Genomic DNA, 16,744 nt, shown 5'->3' with positions numbered 1-16,744 from the left:
CGGACAAAAAAAGCCCCGCGTCCTGAATGGGCGCGGGGCGGGTTTACGGCCTGTTCGGTGTATCAGGCCTGAGGTTGCCAGCCGCCACCCAGTGCCTTGTAAATGGCTACGATGCCGCGGTACAGCTCGATTTCTGCCTGTGCCTGAGAGTCTTCAGCGGCCAGACGCTCGCGCTCGGCATCCAGCAGGACCAGGAAGTCCGCTGTGCCTTCGCGGTACTGCACTGAAGCCAGCCTGGCTGCGGAGCGACTCGCATCGCTTTGGCGCATCAGCGAAACCAGCCGTTGCTGGCGTTTGTCGTAATCGCTGAAGGCGTTCTCCGACTCCTCCAGGGCGAGCAATACCTGCTGCTCATAGTTGGCCAGCGCGCCCTCGGCGTCGGCATCGGCGCTGCGAATCTGCGCCCTGACGCTGCCCAGATCGAAAGCTGCCCAGGTGATGCTGGGGCCGAGTGACCAGGCTTTGGCCGCTGACGAACCGATCTGCGAGCCGCGGCCAGCGGTAAAGCCCAGAAAGCCGCTCAGACTGACCCGCGGAAACAGATCGGCGGTCGCCACGCCGATGCGTGCGGTCGAGGCGGCCAGTTGGCGTTCGGCGGCGCGAATGTCGGGCCGATTGCGCAGCACCTGTGTTGGGTCGCCAATCGGCAGGGCCTTGGCGATAGCAGGCAGTTTGCTCGGGCTCAGGTCGACGCTGAGGTTTTCCGGGCGCTCGCCCAGCAACGTGGCGATACGATTGCGTTGGCGAACCTGTTCGGCCTGCAACTGCGGCACGGTCGCTTCAACGGCTGCCAGTCGTGCCTCGGCACGCACCACGTCCAGTTCATTGCCCACGCCGGCATCACGCAGCTGTGTGGTCACGTCCTGAGAGCTCTGCTGGTTTTTCAGGTTGTCGCGGGCGATGGCTTCACGCAGCTGTGCGCCGCGTAGCTGCCCGTAGGCGTCGACCACCTCGGCAATCAGAGTGACCTGAAGCTGATACAGGTTGGCTTCGGCGGCTTCCTGATCGGCATCGCTGGCTTCCAGTTGGCGCTGAATACGTCCGAACAGGTCGACCTCCCAGGCCATGTCCAGGCCAAGGTCATACCGCTCGCTATTGACGCGCCGCTCGGTAACACCAGGTTGTTGACCCTTGCCCAGGTCACTGCTGGCCCGGCTGGTGATCACCGGCATGGCGTCGTTGGCAACGTCATCGCGAATCGCCCGTGCAGCTTTCAGGCGGGCAAAGGCAACACGCAGATCGCGGTTGCCGTCCAGCGACCGGGCCACCAGTTTATTGAGGGTAGGGTCCTCAAACTGCTGCCACCAGACGGTGTCCACTTTGCTGCGGTCATAGTTGCCCTGGGCTGCGGACGCCAGTTGTGCTGGCGCCGTAACCGGTGCCTTGTAGTCCGGGCCGACGGCGCAGGCCGCCAGCGCCATGACCAGCAGGCTCGGGAGGAAAAGTTTGAACGCGCTCATCAATGCATCTCCGCAGGCAGGTTTTGCAGTCTTTGTGCCTTGGCGGCCTTGCGGGCCTCCTGGCGTTCGACGTAATTACGGATAAGCACGTAGAACACCGGCGTCAGCAGCAGGCCGAAGAACGTGACCCCCAGCATCCCGGAGAACACGGCGACCCCCATGGCATGGCGCATTTCCGCACCTGCACCGCTGGAAAGCACCAGTGGTACTACGCCCATGATGAACGCGAAGGACGTCATCAGAATCGGACGCAGGCGCAGTCGGCATGCTTCCAGGACAGCATCCAGCGGGCTCATGCCCTCGGCCTGTTTGTCCTTGGCGAACTCGACGATCAGAATCGCATTCTTGCACGCCAGGCCCACCAGTACGATCAGACCAATCTGGGTGAAGATGTTGTTGTCGCTACCGGCAATCATCACCCCGGCAATCGCCGAAAGCAGAGTCATTGGTACGATCAGGATCACCGCCAACGGCAGGCTCCAGCTTTCGTACTGAGCCGCCAGTACCAAAAATGCCAGCAGAACACACAGCGGAAAGACGAACAGCGCCGTGTTGCCTGAAAGAATCTGTTGGTACGTAAGGTCAGTCCACTCGTAAACCATGCCGTTGGGCAGCTCTTCACGCAGCAGTTTCTCGACCGCCGCCTGCGCCTGACCAGAGCTGAAGCCCGGACCGGCAGCACCGTTGATTTCTGCCGTTATGAAGCCGTTGTAGTGCATTACGCGGTCGGGACCTGCGGTGTCACTGACTTTTACGAAGGTTGCCAGCGGGATCATTTCCCCCAGATTGTTGCGCACCTTGAGCTGACCGATCTGGTCGGCATCCTGACGGAACTGCTGCTCTGCCTGGACATTGACCTGATACGTGCGGCCAAAACGGTTGAAGTCGTTGGCATACAGCGAGCCCAGATAAACCTGCAGGGTGTCAAAGATATCGCTGACCGCAACGCCATGCGTCTTGGCCTTCTCGCGGTCGATGGCGGCATCCACCTGCGGAACGTTGACGGTGTAGCTGGTGAACAACCCGGCCAGTTCCGGCACGCTGCGGCTCTTGGCAATGATGTTCTGGGTTTCCTTGTACAACTCGTCGTAACCCAGGTTGCCACGGTCCTCTATCTGCAGTCGGAAACCGCCGATGGTGCCTAGCCCCTGTACCGGAGGTGGCGGGAAGATCGCCATGTACGCTTCCTGGATAGAGGCGAACTGGCCGTTCAGGGCGCCGGCAATGGCGTTGGCCGACAGGCTGGGGTCCTTGCGCTCGTCAAACGGTTTGAGGGCGACGAACACCACGCCGTTGTTCGGGCTGTTGGTGAAGCCGTTGATCGACAGGCCGGGGAAGGCAATCGCGTTTTCCACGCCCGGCTGTTTGAGTGCCAGCTCGGACATGCGCTTGATGACATCTTCGGTTCGGTCGAGGCTGGCAGCATCCGGCAGTTGAGCAAAGGCCACCAGGTATTGCTTGTCCTGGCTGGGAACAAAACCGGTCGGCGTGCTGGCGAAACCCAGCCAGGTCAGGACCATCAGGCCTGCATACACCAACAGCGCGATGCCGCTGCTGCGAATGACTCTCGCGACGGTGCCGACATAGCCATGGCTGGCTTTTTCGAAGAAGCGGTTGAACGGACGGAACAGCCAGCCGCCAAGGATTCTTTCAAGGAAACGCGAGAAACGATCCTTGGGCGCATCGTGGCCTTTGAGCAGTACCGCGGCCAGCGCAGGCGACAGGGTCAGCGAGTTGAAGGCCGAAATCACTGTCGAGATGGCGATGGTCAGTGCGAACTGCTTGTAGAACTGTCCGGTCAGGCCGGAAATGAACGCTGCCGGTACAAACACGGCGCACAGCACCAGCGCGGTGGCGATGATCGGTCCGGTCACTTCGGCCATGGCTTTGTGCGTGGCCTCAACCGGTTCAAGCCCCAGCTCGATGTTTCGTTCGACGTTCTCCACCACCACGATGGCGTCGTCCACCACGATGCCGATTGCCAGCACCAGCCCGAACAATGACAGCGCGTTCAGAGAGAAGCCGAACATGTGCATGACGGCAAAGGTGCCGATCAGCGACACCGGTACGGCCACCAGCGGGATGATCGAAGCGCGCCAGGTCTGCAGGAACAGGATCACCACCAGCACGACCAGGATCAGTGCTTCAAACAGGGTGTGAATCACCGCCTCGATGGAGCCGCGCACGAAGATCGTCGGGTCATAGACGATGCTGTAGTCCATGCCTTCCGGGAAGCTCTTTTTCAGCTCGGCCATTCTGGCCCGTACATCGTTGGAGATGTCGATGGCGTTGGAGCCGGGCCGCTGGAAAATAGGGATGGCCACGGCAGGCTGATTGTTCAGCAGCGAGCGCAGCGCATACTGGCTGGAGCCCAGCTCGACGCGCGCAACGTCTTTCAGGCGAGTGATTTCGCCGTCTGCGCCGGCACGAACCACAACGTTCTCGAACTCCTCCTCGGTGACCAGACGGCCCTGGGTGTTGATCGACATCTGAAAACTGGTGGCATTCGGCGAGGGCGGGGAGCCCAGCTGACCTGCGGCAACCTGACGGTTCTGCTCGCGAATCGCATTGACCACATCGGTGGCGGTCAGGTTGCGTGAGGCAGTCTTGTTCGGGTCCAGCCAGACCCGCAGCGAATAATCGCCCATACCGAACAGTTGCACGTCACCGACACCGCCCAGTCGCGCGAGCTCATCCTTGATATTGAGCACGGCGTAGTTGGACAGGTACAGCATGTCGTAGCGCTGGTCCGGCGAGGTCAGGTGCACAACCATGGTCAGGTCGGGGGAGGCCTTGTCCACGGTAATGCCGATGCGTGTCACTTCTTCAGGCAGCTTCGGCTCGCTGCGGGTCACGCGGTTCTGCACCTGCACCTGCGCATTGTCCAGGTCAGTACCCAGTGCGAAGGTGATAGTGAGGGTCAACTTGCCATCGGCAGTGGCCTGCGAAGACATATAGAGCATGCCTTCGACACCGGTAATCGCCTGTTCCAGTGGCGAGGCCACGGTTTCGCCGATCACCTTGGGGTTGGCGCCGGGAAAGTTGGCGCGTACGACTACTGTGGGCGGCACTACTTCCGGGTATTCACTGATCGGCAGCTGGAACAGTGAGATAGCACCGGCGATCAGGATCAGCAGCGACAGCACTGCGGCAAAGATCGGCCGGGAAATAAAGAATTTGGAGAAGTTCATCGGACGAGTCCCTTAGCCGCGCGGCGCAGTGGCGCTGGCGATTTTGACGGCCGCTTTGGGCGCCACTTGTGGCAGGTTGCTGGCTTCGAGAGCCTGGCGTTGTTTGAGCAATGCTGCGAGGGTGTCGGCACTGGCCATCGGTGTCACTTCAGGGTCCACAGGCTGGCCGGGACGCACGCGCTGCAAGCCTTTGACGACGATGGTGTCGTCCTTGCCCAGACCGTTACGGACAATGCGCAGGCCTTCGATTTTCGGGCCCAGCTCGACAGCCCGATAGGCAGGCTTGTTGTCCTTGTCCATGACCAGCACAAACTTCTTGCCCAGGTCGGTGCCCACTGCTTCGTCATTGATCAGCACCGCCGAGTAAGTGCCGCTGCCCACCAGTTTCAGACGGGCATACAGGCCGGGGGTGAAATCCCCGTCGGCGTTATCGAACACCGCACGACCGCGAATGGTGCCGGTCCTGGGGTTGACCTGGTTGTCGACAAAGTTCATCTGGCCCAGGTGCGGGTTGCCGGTTTCATTGGACAGGCCCAGGTACACCGGAGTGGTCTGGCCGCGCTGGCCTTTGCGGGCCAGCTCGGTGTACTTGAGGAACACGCGTTCGTCAGCGTCGAAGTAGGCGTAGACCTTGTCGGTGGAGACCACGCTGGTCAGCGCGGTGACATCTGCAGTCACAATGTTGCCAGCAGTGATTTCTGCGCGACTGACACGACCTGTAATCGGTGCGGTAACACGGGTAAAACTGAGGTTCAGTCGAGCCAGATCCAGCTGCGCCTGAATGGCCGCGACACCGGCCTTGGCTTCCTGCGCCGAGGTGGTGCGCGAGTCGGCCAGCTCGGCGGAAATCGCGTTGTTGGTACGCAGACGCTCGCCGCGCTGGGCTTCATTGTCACTGCGCAGTGCGACGGCACGGGCCTGTTGCAGTTGTGCCTCAAGACGACGAACTTCGGACTGGAACGGACGCGGGTCAATCTGGAACAGCAGGTCGCCTTTCTTGACCAGCGAACCGTCGGTGAACGCTACCTGATCGATCTGACCAGATACCCTTGGGCGAACCTCGACGGTTTCCGGTGCTTCAAGACGACCCGTGAATTCATCCCATTCGTTGATCGGCTGCTCCAGCACCTTGGCCACGCTGACCTTGGCTGCGCCAGGCGCACTGGTGGCTTCCGGCGCGCGGCCGCAAGCACTGATAACGATAAGGGCGAGGGCGGTGAGGGGGTAGCGCAGATGGCTGAGTGTCTGGTGCATGGGAAGTTCCGCCGATAGTAAAGAATGGGCGGATTCTGTTGCGCACAGGGTGTTATTAACGAATCGAATAAACCGAAGGTTACTATCACTGGCAATGATGAGTACCCATAGGTCTTCGAAAACCTGCCTCCGGGTGACCCGCAAGGTGGATGGTGGCCAGGCATTCGGGGCTGAGAATGCTCCCCTTATGGCGAGCCAAAAAGCTCATGTCATATTGCTATCTCTTCGATCAATCTTTGCAATCGCCGCCGCTATCAAGTTGTCCAGCGAACAGTCGATCCTTGAGTATTACGATAAATCCCGAGGAAAAGTTTGATGAAGTCGACATGGCTGGACAATTTGAAGGTCAGCAAAAAGCTGAGTATAGGCTTCGGTCTGATACTACTGGGCGTGCTGACGGTCACCGCGATCGGCTACCTCAGCACCAACCTGCTGATCGAGCGGCTGGGCAAGGCAGCCAAAGTTTCTGAAGTAAAGGCCGATGCGCTAAGCCTCAGGATCGCTGCGCAGGCCTATACTGCCAAGCCTGACGCGAGCAATTCGCAGGGCTACACGGTCGCTTTGGACAACCTGGGCAAGACCATCGAGGACGGCCTGAAGCTTCTGACTGTTCCGGCCAATGCCGATATTCTCAGAGGTATTCGCGATCAGGTGGGTGGCTTGAAACAAACGTTCAGCCAGTTGGTCGATAATAATCGGCAAATTGATCAGGCCATGCAGCCGTTGATCACCATTTCCGAGCAGGTGAGCGGAAGCTTCGAGACACTCCTGCAAAAGACCTTCGACGACGTTTCCCGCTCGCTGGATCAAAGCGGTATCGACCAGGTAAAGATTGCCGGCGACCTGCGCAATGGCATGACCAGTTTTCGCCTGGTGTTTCGCCGTTATATCAGTATCCCGACCACTGAAAACAGGCAGATCACCTTCGATGCTGCCGACTCACTGATCGCTAAGGTGAGCAGTGCGCGCAACCAATTGCCGAACAAGGCCGGCCCGGCAGTGGATGAGGCGCTCAGGGCACTGCAACAGTACAAATCGTTGATGGTCTCCATCTCGCAGCTGATGCAACAGAACGATCAGATTCGCGACAGCCTTCGCCAGCAGTCAATGGAGATCGTCACAAGTACCGAAAAGCTGATGGCGGGCCAGGTGGTCAGTGCCAATAAAGAAAAAGACAGCGCGGTCACCCAGTTGCTCATGGTGGCGGTGATCGTATTGCTGCTGGGCATCTTCGCGGCGATCCTGATTACCCGTCAGATTACTCGTCCGCTCGATTCCACGGTGATCGCTGCGCGTCGAATTGCCGACGGCGATCTGACCAATGACCTCAGCACCACTCGCCAGGATGAGCTGGGCCTGCTGCAAAACACCATGCAACACATGACCGTATCGCTGCGTACCCTGATTGGCGGTATCAGCAATGGTGTGACACAGATCGCCACGGCGGCCGAGGAGCTTTCAGCCGTCAGCGAACAGACCAGCGCGGGCGTCACTCAGCAGAAACTGGAAGTCGATCAGGTGGCGACCGCCATGAACCAGATGGCGTCTACCGTTCAGGAAGTGGCGCAGAACACTGAAGATGCATCGCAGGCCGCCAGACAAGCCAGTGATCGTGCTGCTCATGGCAGCAGCGTGGTGCAACACGCCACGCGTGAAATCAGCCAGCTTGCCGGTGAAGTGGGGCAACTGGGCGAGGCCATGCAGCGCCTGATACAGGACAGTGACAAGATCGGCGGTGTCATTGATGTGATCAAGGCGGTCGCGGAACAAACCAACCTGTTGGCCCTCAACGCGGCGATCGAAGCCGCACGTGCGGGTGAGCAGGGGCGCGGCTTTGCCGTGGTGGCCGATGAGGTGCGCTCGCTGGCTCAGCGTACACAGTCATCCACGACTGAAATCGAGGCGCTGATAAAGTCCTTGCAGGATGGCACCGGCGCGGCATCGGATCTGATGAATGCCAGCCGTCAACGTACCGAAGGCACCGTGGCGCTGGCGCGGCAGGCCGAAGAATCGCTGCTTGAAATCACTCATTCGATTGGGACCATCGAACAGATGAGCCAACAGATTTCTGCTGCCGCTGAAGAGCAGAGCGCCGTCACCGACGAAATCAATCGCAGTGTCATCAGCGTACGGGACATCGCCGATCAGTCGGCCACGGCCACTGAGCAGAGCGCGGCGTCTACCGTGGAACTGGCGCGCCTGGGCAGCAACCTGCAGGACATGGTTGCGCGCTTCCGGATCTGATTGCCGCCACTTTCAAAAAGTCGCGAGGCCCAAAAGTCTCACCCTGCAAAAAGAGCAGCGCTGGCAATCAGCGCTGCTCCACCAACTGCAAAAACCTTCGGGTTCGCTCGTTTTGCGGATTCAGCAGAATTTCGCCCGGGGTGCCGTCTGCCACGATGCGGCCTCCCTCCATGAACAGCACCCGGTCAGCGATGTCCTGAGCGAATTTCATCTCGTGGGTCACCAGTAACATGGTCATCTGAAACTCGTGGGCAATCGAGCGAATCACTGACAGCACCTCGCCGACCAGCTCCGGGTCGAGCGCCGAGGTGACTTCATCGAACAACATGACCTGCGGGCGCATGGCCAGCGCTCTGGCAATCGCTACACGTTGTTGCTGACCACCGGAAAGCTGGCTCGGGTAGGCATCGGCCTTGTGAGCGAGCCCGACCAGCCCAAGGTATTGATGCGCGCGTTCAAGGGCCTCTTCGCGAGGCAGTCTGAGTACCCGTAGTGGTGCTTCGGTGACATTTTCCTGCACGGTGAGGTGTGGGAACAGATTGAACTGCTGGAACACCATGCCTACCCGATGTTCCACCGGAGCCTTGCGTGCGCCAGGCCAGTGCCATCCGGATGTGCGCGCGGGCACTGCTTCGCCTGCGACTTCTATGCTGCCTTGCTGATAGTTTTCCAGCCCCTTGATGAGGCGCAATACCGTTGATTTACCCGAGCCACTGGGGCCGATCAAGGCGACTTTCTGACCTTGAGGAATGCTCAGGTCCAGACGGTCGATGATCCGGTTGCGGCCGAAGTCCTTGACCACGTGTTTCAGCTGTATCTGCGCAGTGGTGACGGGTAGGATTGCGGTGTGTGCGAGATCAGACATGGCTGCGCCTTTCCAGGTATTTGAACAGCAACGAGGTCGGCACACTGATCGCCAGAAACATCAGCGCCATCACTGTGTACGGTTCGTTGTAACGATAGGTCATGCCGGCGATCTGCTTGGCAGCCTGAAACAGTTCAGGGATGGTAATCACCGCCAGAAGCGGCGTTTCCTTGAACATGCCGATCAGGTAATTGCCGAGCACCGGCAGCATGGGTTTCAACGCCTGCGGCAGGATAATGCGCCGCCAGGTGTCGCCACGGCTGAAGTCCAGCGCGCGTGCGGCTTCCCATTGCCCGGCAGGGATGTCATCGATGGCACCGCGATACGCTTCGGCAATGTAGGCCGCGTAATAGCAGCCAAGACCTATCACACCGGTGGTTATGGCCGGGAAGGTGATGCCCGCCAGCGGCAGCGCGAAGAACAGCACATACAACTGGACCATCAACGGCGTATTACGGAAAAAGCTCAGGTAGCCTTTGCTCAGGCGATGCACGATGGTTATCTGCGAGCGCAGTGTCAGGGCCAGGATCAGACCGAGCAAAACCGCGAGCAGGAACCCCAGCACCACGACCTGCACGGTCACCAGCAAGCCCTGAAACAGCTCCGGCAGAATCGACCAGGCGAATGCTATATCAAACTCCATCGTTCATCCCCTGGCCGTGCGCCACGCGGTGGCGTGCTGCTCATAACGCTTGACCAGCCAGCTCAACGGCCAGGCCATCACGAAGTAGCAGATCAGCACGATGCTCCAGATCAGCGTTTGCTGGCCCAGCGTGGTTATCAATTGACTGCCGGTAAAGGTCAGGTCGGTGAGGGTGATGAGTGAGACCAGTGACGTGGTTTTCAGCAGCTCGACCAATTGATTACCCATCGGCGGGATCATGAACGGCAGGGCCTGCGGCAGAATGATTCGCCGAAACGCGCTTATCGGCCCGAAGTCCAGCGCACGCACGGCATCACGTTGGCCCTGGCTGACGTTGATCAGTGCCGAGCGAATGATTTCCGCGCCATACGCCGAAAACGTCAGGCCCAGCCCCAGCACACCAGTGGTCATGGGGGACAGGCGGATGCCGAACAGCGGCAGAATGAAGAACAGGTAAAACAGCAGCACCAATGCCGAGATGCCACGCAGCACCTCGACATACACCATGGCGAACCAGCGTAACGCCCTGAATGGCGACAGGCGCATCAGGGCGATTACAAACGAGAGCACCAGCACCAGCAGTTCGGCAAGCACAGTGATCTGCAGGGTGATCCAAGCGCCGTGGGCCAGTTGTCTGGCAATGAAACCTGCGGTTTCCAGTGTTGCAGCATCAACAGGCATGGCCGTACTCGTGTGGGTCAGGGCCGTTTACTGCGCGCCCTTGCGGGACGGGGCAGATCATGGGTTGCAGCGTTGGGCTGCGGTGATGGCCGGGTCAGCCAGTTCGTTTTCGGTGTAGCCGTACTTCTGCAGGATTTTCAGCAGCTCGCCCGACGCCCGGAGTTTGGCCAGTTGTTCGTTGAAAGCCTGTTCGAAGGCCGGATCGTTTTTTGGCAGGCCGTAGGCGTGGTAATTCCAGCCCGGTTTGCCACTGGCGTCCGGAATCTGCTCGAAAGGCAAGGCGCGCTCGATGTCCGGACTGTTGGATTTCTTGATCAGACTGATGACTTCGGCATCCGGGAAATACACCACGTCCACGCGACCCGCCTGCAAGGCGGCCAATGCCTCGGTGTCCTTGTCGAACAACACCACGTTGCCGTTGGCGATACCGCTGTCTTTGGCTTCCTGAACCTGATTGCTGCCAGGTTGCGTGGCCAGGCGCACCTTGGCGTTGCTGGCGACGTCCTTGAGGCTGTGCAGGTTCAGCGGGTTGCCGGTTTTGACAATGAACGCACCGCCGGATCGCGTCACCGGGTTGGAGAACGCGATGACCTTGCAGCGATTCGGATTGATGAACAGGCCTGCACCGATCAAGTCGAAACGACCTGCTGCCAGACCCGGCACCAGCGAACCGAAGTCAGTGATGGGCGTCTCGATCTGCTTGATGCCCAGCGGTTCAAGGATTGCACGCAGTATCTCGACGTTGGCCCCGGTCGCTTTGCCATCGGTGCCGATGTAGGCATAGGGCTGTTCGTTGGCGATGCCAGCGGTCAAGCCGTCAGTGCGGCCTTTTTCCAACAGCCCGGCCAGGGCGGGAAACGAAATGACGGCATTCAGCAACAGCGCTGAACCCATCAGGGCTGGGAACGACAGGGGGTTGATGCCTTTCATTGCGGTGCTCGAAGTAGGGGGATAGGGGCTTCTTGCTGATGCAGCCTGAACATGCGAGTCAGGTGCGCAAGTTGGCCTGGTCTTGCCTGCATCCTGCTTCGGCAACGTTTGGTGCATAAGATGAAACTCTATAGCTATTAAAAAGATAATTTAAATATCGATAAGGAATATGCATATACGCAGTCGCCGACGCCATGGGTTTCAAACGTCGTGCGACCAATTGATGCAAGCCCAGGTATTTGTCAGTGCATCCCTGTTTGTAACTCCAGACGCCGGCCAGGTATCGCAGCAATCAATTCCTGGGTGTAAGCCGCTTCAGGTCTGGCAAAAACATCCTCGGCCAGACCCTGCTCGACGGTCTTGCCATGCTTGAGCACCAGCACCTGGTGGGCAACGCTGGCGACGACTGACAGGTCGTGGGAAACCAGCACGTAGGCGATGCCGGATTCGGATTGCAGTTCGACCAGCAAGTCGAGAATCTGCGCCTGCACCGACACGTCCAGTGCCGAAACCGGCTCATCGAGCAGCAGCAGATCCGGTTGCAGGGCCAGCGCTCTGGCAATTGCTACGCGCTGACGCTGGCCACCGGAAAGCTCGCGGGGCAGCCGGTCCAGGTACGCTACGGGCAAGTGCACTCGCTCGATCAACTGGCGTGCGGCCTGCTCCAGTTCGCGGCCTTTGAGCAGGCCGAACGAGACCAGTGGCTCGACGATGCTCTCGAATAGCGTGAAGCGCGGATCAAGTGCCGCGAACGGGTTTTGTTGCACTAACTGGATACGCCGCCGCAGTGGTCTGAATTCGCGCCAGCCCAGGTCGGTAACATCCTGGCCGTCCAGCAAAACTCGCCCGTGGGTGGGTTTTTCCAGGCCCAGCGCAATGCGCAGTGCAGTACTTTTGCCAGAGCCGGACTCGCCGACGATGGCCAGGGTCTGGCCGGGATAAACCTTGAAGTTGACGTCCTGCAATGCCTGGAAGCCTGTGTCTTCACCTTTCACGTAGGGCAGGCGATAGGTCTTGCCGATGTTGCTCAGGGTCAGCAGAGGCGTGTCGCTGCTCGATACCGGACGCACTGTTGCCGGGCTCTTGCGTTGGCCGAAAGCCGGTGCTGCCGCGATCAGTGCGCGCGTATAGGTATGGCGAGGCGTGATGAGTATCTGTTGCGGCGGGCCTTGTTCGACCAGCTCGCCCTTGTTCATCACCAGCACACGGTCAGCACGATCGGCAGCCACGCCGAGATCGTGGGTAATGATCAGCAGGGAAATGCCGCGCTCGGCCACCAGGCGTTGCAGGTGATCAAGGATTTTGCGCTGCACTGTCACGTCCAGAGCGCTGGTGGGCTCATCGGCGATGATCAGGCGAGGATTGCCCGCCAACGCGATGGCGATCAGCACGCGCTGGCGCATGCCACCGGATAGCTCGTGCGGGTACTGGCGGGCGCGCAATACCGGCTTGTCCAGACCGACCTGCTGCAGTAATTCCAGCACATCGGCATCCACTGCCGGGTAACGCCGGCCGTGGGCTTGAATCAATGCTTCGGCAATTTGCCGGCCGATGCGCAGGGTAGGGTTGAGGCCGACCATCGGGTCTTGCGGGACCAGACCGATCACGCTGCCGCGAACCCGACGTTTTTCTCGCTCGGAGGCGTGGCTCAGGTCGTGACCATCGACGTGCAGCTCGCCGCCGGTGACGGTCGCGTTGTCTGGCAAAAGGCCGAGTATGGCGTTGGCCAGGGTCGACTTGCCGGACCCGGATTCTCCGACAATTGCCACGGTTTCACCCCTGGCCACCTGAAACGAGACGCCGCGTACAGCCTGGTTGGTCTGGCCGTCGAAACGGTAGGCGACACCCAGATGACGAATGTCGATCAGTTGAGCGGTATCGGTCATCGTTGAGTCTCTTCCAGAGTGCGGGCGATGTGATTGAAGCTGAACACTACGCCAACCACGAACAGACCAGGCAGCAGCGACACCCAAGGCGCGGTCATCAGGAAGTGACGACCGTTGGCGATCAGCGTGCCCCATTCGGCAGCCGGTGGCTCGGCACCGAAGCCGAGGAAACTCAGCCCGGCAGTCGCCAGAATCGCTGCACCGAAATCCAGTGTGGCAAGCACCGCAACTGGGCCCCAGGCGTTGGGCAAAATGTGGCGCAGCAGGGTTCGGGTCCAGCTGGCACCGCCCAGACGCGCCGCTTCGACGTAAGGCAGGGTCTTGACCCGCAGCACTTCGGCGCGGGTTGTGCGGGCGAAGCCGGGGATGATCCCTACACCCACCGCGATGGCCACCGGAATGGTGCCGAAACCGATGGCGGTGACAATCGCCAGCGCCAGTAAAAGGCCGGGCAGGGCCAGCAATACATCGATCAGGCGCATGATCACCGCATCGATGCGCCCGCCTGCAAAACCGGAAATCACCCCCAGGCTCAGGCCTCCGGCCATGGCGATGCCCACCGCCAGCAATGCGGCCTGTACCGACAGGCTCGATCCGTGTACCACGCGAGTGTAGAGATCACGGCCCAGTTCGTCGGTGCCGAACCAGTGCGCGGCATTTGGCGCGGTGAGTTTGTCGCTGGGCGAGGTGGCGTAAGGTGCGTAGCTGCTCAGCAGGTTGGGTGCCAGCGCGGCCAGTAATGCAAAGGCGACCATTGCCACTGCAAGCAGAAACCCCGGACGGCGCAGCAGGGGCTTGGCGGCCTCCACGGCGCGACTCAGGCTGCTGCGTCGCTGCCACTGCGCGGCAGGTGCGTTTTTGCCGGGAAGGTTTTGAGCGGAATCAACAAGGCGGGTCAGGCGCGCAAGGCGGTTGTCGAAGATAGTCATGGCGTCAGGAGACCTTTGGCGTGTGGGCGATGCGCGGATCCAGCGCGGGGTACAACAGGTCAACGATCAGATTGACCACGACGAAAGCCGCTGCCGAGACTGCAACGATGGCCAGCACCACCGGAATGTCCTGGCGCAGCACGGCCTCCTGGGCAAGACGACCGACCCCGGCGCGAGCGAAAATGGTTTCCACCAGCACGGCACCGGACACGGTGTTGCCCACTTGCAGACCGATCAGCGTCAACAGCGGCAAGGCAGCGTTCTTGAACGCATGGCGGGCCTGAACCTGGGCGCGAGTGAGGCCCTTGGCGTAGGCGGTAATGATGTAGGGCTCTTTCCAGACGCCCTGAAAGCCGCGTTGTAAAACTTGCGCGTACACTGCAGCGCTGGGGATCGCCAGTGTGACAGCGGGCAATATCAGGCTGGAAAAGCCCTTATTGCCGGTCGCTGGAAACCAGCCAAGGCTGAATGCGAACAGCTGAATGAACAACAGGCCCATCCAGAATACCGGTACTGAGAAGCCCAGCGACGGCAGCCGGGACAAGGCGACCTTCAACGGCTGCCAGCGCACGTAGGCGGTGAGATAAGCCAGCCCGACGCCACCGATCAGCGACAGAACAATGGCCAGCCCGGCCAGGCTCAGGGTTTGCGGCAAACGTTCGACCAGCAGTTCCGAAACCGGACGATTGAGTGTCAGCGAATTGCCGAAGTCACCCTGAACAGCGCCCCACAGCAGATCGACATATTGCTCGAAGACGCCTCGGTCCAGCCCGTAATAGAGCTTGGCTTGAGCAAGGTCCTGCGCGGACAGGGAGTCGATTTCGACACCTGAGGCGCTGAGCATGATCGACAGGGTATCGCCGGGCAGCAGATACAGAATGAAATAGGTGATGCTGTAGGCACCCCAGAGTACCAGCAGCGCCTGGGCGATCCGGCTGAGGATATAACGGCTCATGGCGTGACGATCTCGATGTCGTTGAACAGCGCAAAGCCTTCCGCCGTCCAGTGGAAGTTACGCACGTTTTTCGCCGTGGCGGCTTGCCAGACCCGCTCGTAGACCGGGAATGCCGAACCTTCATCGATCAGCAGGTCCTGCAGGTCGCCATAGGCTTTTGCGCGTTGTTCGCTGCGCGTGGCGGTCAGCCCGGCGTCAAACAGTTCCAGGGCTTTGGCCAGTGTTTGCGGTGCGTAAAGATTGGTCGCCAATGTCGAGCTGTTGGCGCTGCGCGGGTCGATGATGGTCTGCAGGATGATCGGGTCGGCGCGGGTCATGTAGGTGGACGTCAGGTCATAATTGCCTGCCGCATTGGCAGCTGCCCATTCGGCGGTAGTAACCACGTTGAGCTTGAGCTCGATACCCACCTTGCGCAGCTGATCCTGAATCAGCACATCACCAGCGGTTTCAGCGGGGGACAGGTTGTAGGCCAGCTTCAGTCGTTTGCCGTCCTTGTACCGATAGCCGTCGGCGTTCTTCTGCCAGCCAGCTTCGTCGAGCAAGCGCTCTGCACCCTGAGGATCATAGGCCAGTTTGTCGGATTGATTTTTGTAAAACGGCGTGGTGACGTCGTAGATACCCGACACCACCGGAAATTGCGGGTTGTAGACAGTGGCGGCGTAGGTCTTGCGGTCGATGGCCTTTTGCAGGGCCAGACGCACATTGCGGTCAGCGAGGATGCGATTGCCGCGCGTGTTGGGGTACATGTTCAATGCTGGCCCTGGCAGCGAGCGGCTCTGGATGGTCGCGCCCCTGGATTTGAACAGGTTCAGGTCCACTTCGGAGAACGGGTTGCGTGGCCAGAGGATATCGACCTGGCCCTGAACGAACTGGCCATTGCGCACGCTCTCTTCCGGAACGTAACTGACCTCGACCGCATCCAGATGCGCCTCGCCCCTGTTCTGCGCATTGGCCGATGGCCAGGCATAGCCCTTGCGTTTGATCAGGCGCAAACCGCTTTCAGGTGTGTAGCGCTCCAGCACGAATGGCCCGGTGCCAATGATCGCGCCCAACGAACGCTCCTTGACGCTGAGTGCGTAGGACTCTGGAGCAAGAATGGCGAGATTGGTGGTGGAGGTGGCTTGCAGAAAGCCCGCATTTGGCGTGGCCAGCACCAGTTTTACAGTGAAATCGTCCACGACTTCGGCGTGGTCGTAACCCTTCAGGTAGGTCGCGCCAAAGGTTGCAGGTAATTGCGCGGCAAACGCTTTATTGCTGTCGTAGGCGGTTTTTACGGCCTGTGCGTCGAAGCGCGTGCCATTGCTGAACGTCACATCCTTGCGCAAGTGGAAGGTGTACTCCAGCGCGTTTTCACTGACGTCCCAGCGCTCTGCCAGCCAGGGAATGATAATGCCGGTCTGTGGGTCCTGATCGGTCAGCGACTCGGCGACATTACGCAGCACCACGCGGTGCTCCAGCCAGTACACCTGGAACGGATCAAGGCTGACCAGCGTGGTGTTGTCTCTGAAGAAAGCGACTTTAAGCGTCTTGCTTGCCAGGCCTTCCTGGCCAGAGGGCGAGCAGCCGAGCAGGGTGAGGGCAGTAATGGCGGCGAATAACAGGCGTGCAAGAAGAGGGCGCACGGTCATCGCGCTGTCCTCCGATATACGAATCCGTGGGTGAAAGTCGAGGGTTGAGTGCGATGCATGGAAAAGTCCTCTTCAAGT

General features: G+C 60.0%; 12 protein-coding genes and 1 pseudogene. 2 read left to right on the top strand and 11 right to left on the bottom strand.

Annotated elements, in window-relative coordinates; genetic code table 11:
• Positions 1-62 precede the first annotated feature (62 nt).
• The 3 genes from AO068_RS08640 to mexE are packed head-to-tail and all read right to left on the bottom strand — an operon-like array spanning position 63 to position 5,905.
• Complete coding sequence (locus AO068_RS08640) at positions 63-1,460, bottom strand: efflux transporter outer membrane subunit (RefSeq protein WP_005780332.1); 1,398 nt, start codon at positions 1,458-1,460, stop codon at positions 63-65.
• The gene (locus AO068_RS08635; protein ID WP_058408144.1) at positions 1,460-4,651 is read right to left on the bottom strand and encodes an efflux RND transporter permease subunit; all 3,192 of its coding nucleotides are present in this window, start codon (positions 4,649-4,651) and stop codon (positions 1,460-1,462) included. The genes AO068_RS08640 and AO068_RS08635 overlap by 1 nt, the downstream gene beginning before the upstream one ends.
• 12 nt (positions 4,652-4,663) lie before the next feature.
• Complete coding sequence (mexE, locus tag AO068_RS08630; protein WP_002553305.1) at positions 4,664-5,905, bottom strand: multidrug efflux RND transporter periplasmic adaptor subunit MexE; 1,242 nt, start codon at positions 5,903-5,905, stop codon at positions 4,664-4,666.
• 315 nt (positions 5,906-6,220) lie between these two features.
• Between mexE and AO068_RS29705 the strand changes: the two are divergent.
• Both AO068_RS29705 and AO068_RS29700 read left to right on the top strand, forming a co-directional pair.
• Positions 6,221-7,243 (top strand): annotated as a pseudogene (locus AO068_RS29705) (methyl-accepting chemotaxis protein); the annotation flags it as partial.
• Between the two features lie 33 nt (positions 7,244-7,276).
• A complete protein-coding gene (locus tag AO068_RS29700) occupies positions 7,277-8,149 on the top strand; it encodes a methyl-accepting chemotaxis protein (RefSeq protein WP_404944469.1) in 873 nt (290 codons plus the stop codon).
• A 67-nt stretch (positions 8,150-8,216) separates the two neighbouring features.
• Here AO068_RS29700 and AO068_RS08615 read toward each other — a convergent pair whose 3' ends face one another.
• The 8 genes from AO068_RS08615 to AO068_RS08580 all read right to left on the bottom strand — a co-directional run bounded on the left by AO068_RS08615 (position 8,217) and on the right by AO068_RS08580 (position 16,666).
• Positions 8,217-9,014 (bottom strand): amino acid ABC transporter ATP-binding protein, encoded by a 798-nt coding sequence (locus AO068_RS08615; protein ID WP_058408142.1) that lies wholly within the window; start codon positions 9,012-9,014, stop codon positions 8,217-8,219.
• The gene (gene ehuD, locus AO068_RS08610; RefSeq protein ID WP_004664960.1) at positions 9,007-9,657 is read right to left on the bottom strand and encodes an ectoine/hydroxyectoine ABC transporter permease subunit EhuD; all 651 of its coding nucleotides are present in this window, start codon (positions 9,655-9,657) and stop codon (positions 9,007-9,009) included. Before ehuD ends, AO068_RS08615 begins: the two co-directional genes overlap by 8 nt.
• 3 nt (positions 9,658-9,660) lie before the next feature.
• The gene (gene ehuC, locus AO068_RS08605; protein ID WP_058408141.1) at positions 9,661-10,338 is read right to left on the bottom strand and encodes an ectoine/hydroxyectoine ABC transporter permease subunit EhuC; all 678 of its coding nucleotides are present in this window, start codon (positions 10,336-10,338) and stop codon (positions 9,661-9,663) included.
• Positions 10,339-10,395: 57 nt separating this feature from the next.
• Complete coding sequence (gene ehuB / locus AO068_RS08600) at positions 10,396-11,268, bottom strand: ectoine/hydroxyectoine ABC transporter substrate-binding protein EhuB (RefSeq protein WP_058408140.1); 873 nt, start codon at positions 11,266-11,268, stop codon at positions 10,396-10,398.
• A gap of 242 nt (positions 11,269-11,510) precedes the next feature.
• Positions 11,511-13,154: a dipeptide ABC transporter ATP-binding protein gene (locus tag AO068_RS08595; RefSeq protein ID WP_058408139.1), complete on the bottom strand. Its 1,644-nt coding sequence runs from the start codon at positions 13,152-13,154 to the stop codon at positions 11,511-11,513.
• Entirely contained in the window at positions 13,151-14,083 is a 933-nt protein-coding gene (locus AO068_RS08590; protein ID WP_080394920.1) for an ABC transporter permease, read from the bottom strand. The genes AO068_RS08595 and AO068_RS08590 overlap by 4 nt, the downstream gene beginning before the upstream one ends.
• A gap of 4 nt (positions 14,084-14,087) precedes the next feature.
• Positions 14,088-15,038: an ABC transporter permease gene (locus AO068_RS08585; protein WP_058408138.1), complete on the bottom strand. Its 951-nt coding sequence runs from the start codon at positions 15,036-15,038 to the stop codon at positions 14,088-14,090.
• Positions 15,035-16,666 carry an ABC transporter substrate-binding protein gene (locus tag AO068_RS08580; RefSeq protein WP_058408137.1) on the bottom strand — a complete coding sequence of 544 codons (1,632 nt, stop codon included), beginning with the start codon at positions 16,664-16,666 and terminating at the stop codon, positions 15,035-15,037. The genes AO068_RS08585 and AO068_RS08580 overlap by 4 nt, the downstream gene beginning before the upstream one ends.
• Between the last annotated feature and the right edge of the window lie 78 nt (positions 16,667-16,744).

Source organism: Pseudomonas sp. ICMP 3272 (assembly GCF_001466905.1).
GTDB classification, from domain to species: Bacteria; Pseudomonadota; Gammaproteobacteria; order Pseudomonadales; family Pseudomonadaceae; genus Aquipseudomonas; species Aquipseudomonas amygdali.
Note: the sequence above shows the minus strand (reverse complement) of the source record. Positions and strands in the feature narration are given on the sequence as shown.

Bases quoted from the DNA above. Each gene is read 5' to 3' on its own strand.
- AO068_RS08635 (WP_058408144.1), bottom strand. From the start codon at position 4,651: ATGAACTTCTCCAAATTCTTTATTTCCCGGCCGATCTTTGCCGCAGTG.
- ehuC (WP_058408141.1), bottom strand. From the start codon at position 10,338: ATGCCTGTTGATGCTGCAACACTGGAAACCGCAGGTTTCATTGCCAGA.
- ehuB (WP_058408140.1), bottom strand. From the start codon at position 11,268: ATGAAAGGCATCAACCCCCTGTCGTTCCCAGCCCTGATGGGTTCAGCG.
- AO068_RS08640 (WP_005780332.1), bottom strand. From the start codon at position 1,460: ATGAGCGCGTTCAAACTTTTCCTCCCGAGCCTGCTGGTCATGGCGCTG.
- ehuD (WP_004664960.1), bottom strand. From the start codon at position 9,657: ATGGAGTTTGATATAGCATTCGCCTGGTCGATTCTGCCGGAGCTGTTT.
- AO068_RS29700 (WP_404944469.1), top strand. From the start codon at position 7,277: ATGCAACACATGACCGTATCGCTGCGTACCCTGATTGGCGGTATCAGC.
- AO068_RS08595 (WP_058408139.1), bottom strand. From the start codon at position 13,154: ATGACCGATACCGCTCAACTGATCGACATTCGTCATCTGGGTGTCGCC.
- AO068_RS08585 (WP_058408138.1), bottom strand. From the start codon at position 15,038: ATGAGCCGTTATATCCTCAGCCGGATCGCCCAGGCGCTGCTGGTACTC.
- mexE (WP_002553305.1), bottom strand. From the start codon at position 5,905: ATGCACCAGACACTCAGCCATCTGCGCTACCCCCTCACCGCCCTCGCC.
- AO068_RS08615 (WP_058408142.1), bottom strand. From the start codon at position 9,014: ATGTCTGATCTCGCACACACCGCAATCCTACCCGTCACCACTGCGCAG.
- AO068_RS08590 (WP_080394920.1), bottom strand. From the start codon at position 14,083: ATGACTATCTTCGACAACCGCCTTGCGCGCCTGACCCGCCTTGTTGAT.
- AO068_RS08580 (WP_058408137.1), bottom strand. From the start codon at position 16,666: ATGACCGTGCGCCCTCTTCTTGCACGCCTGTTATTCGCCGCCATTACT.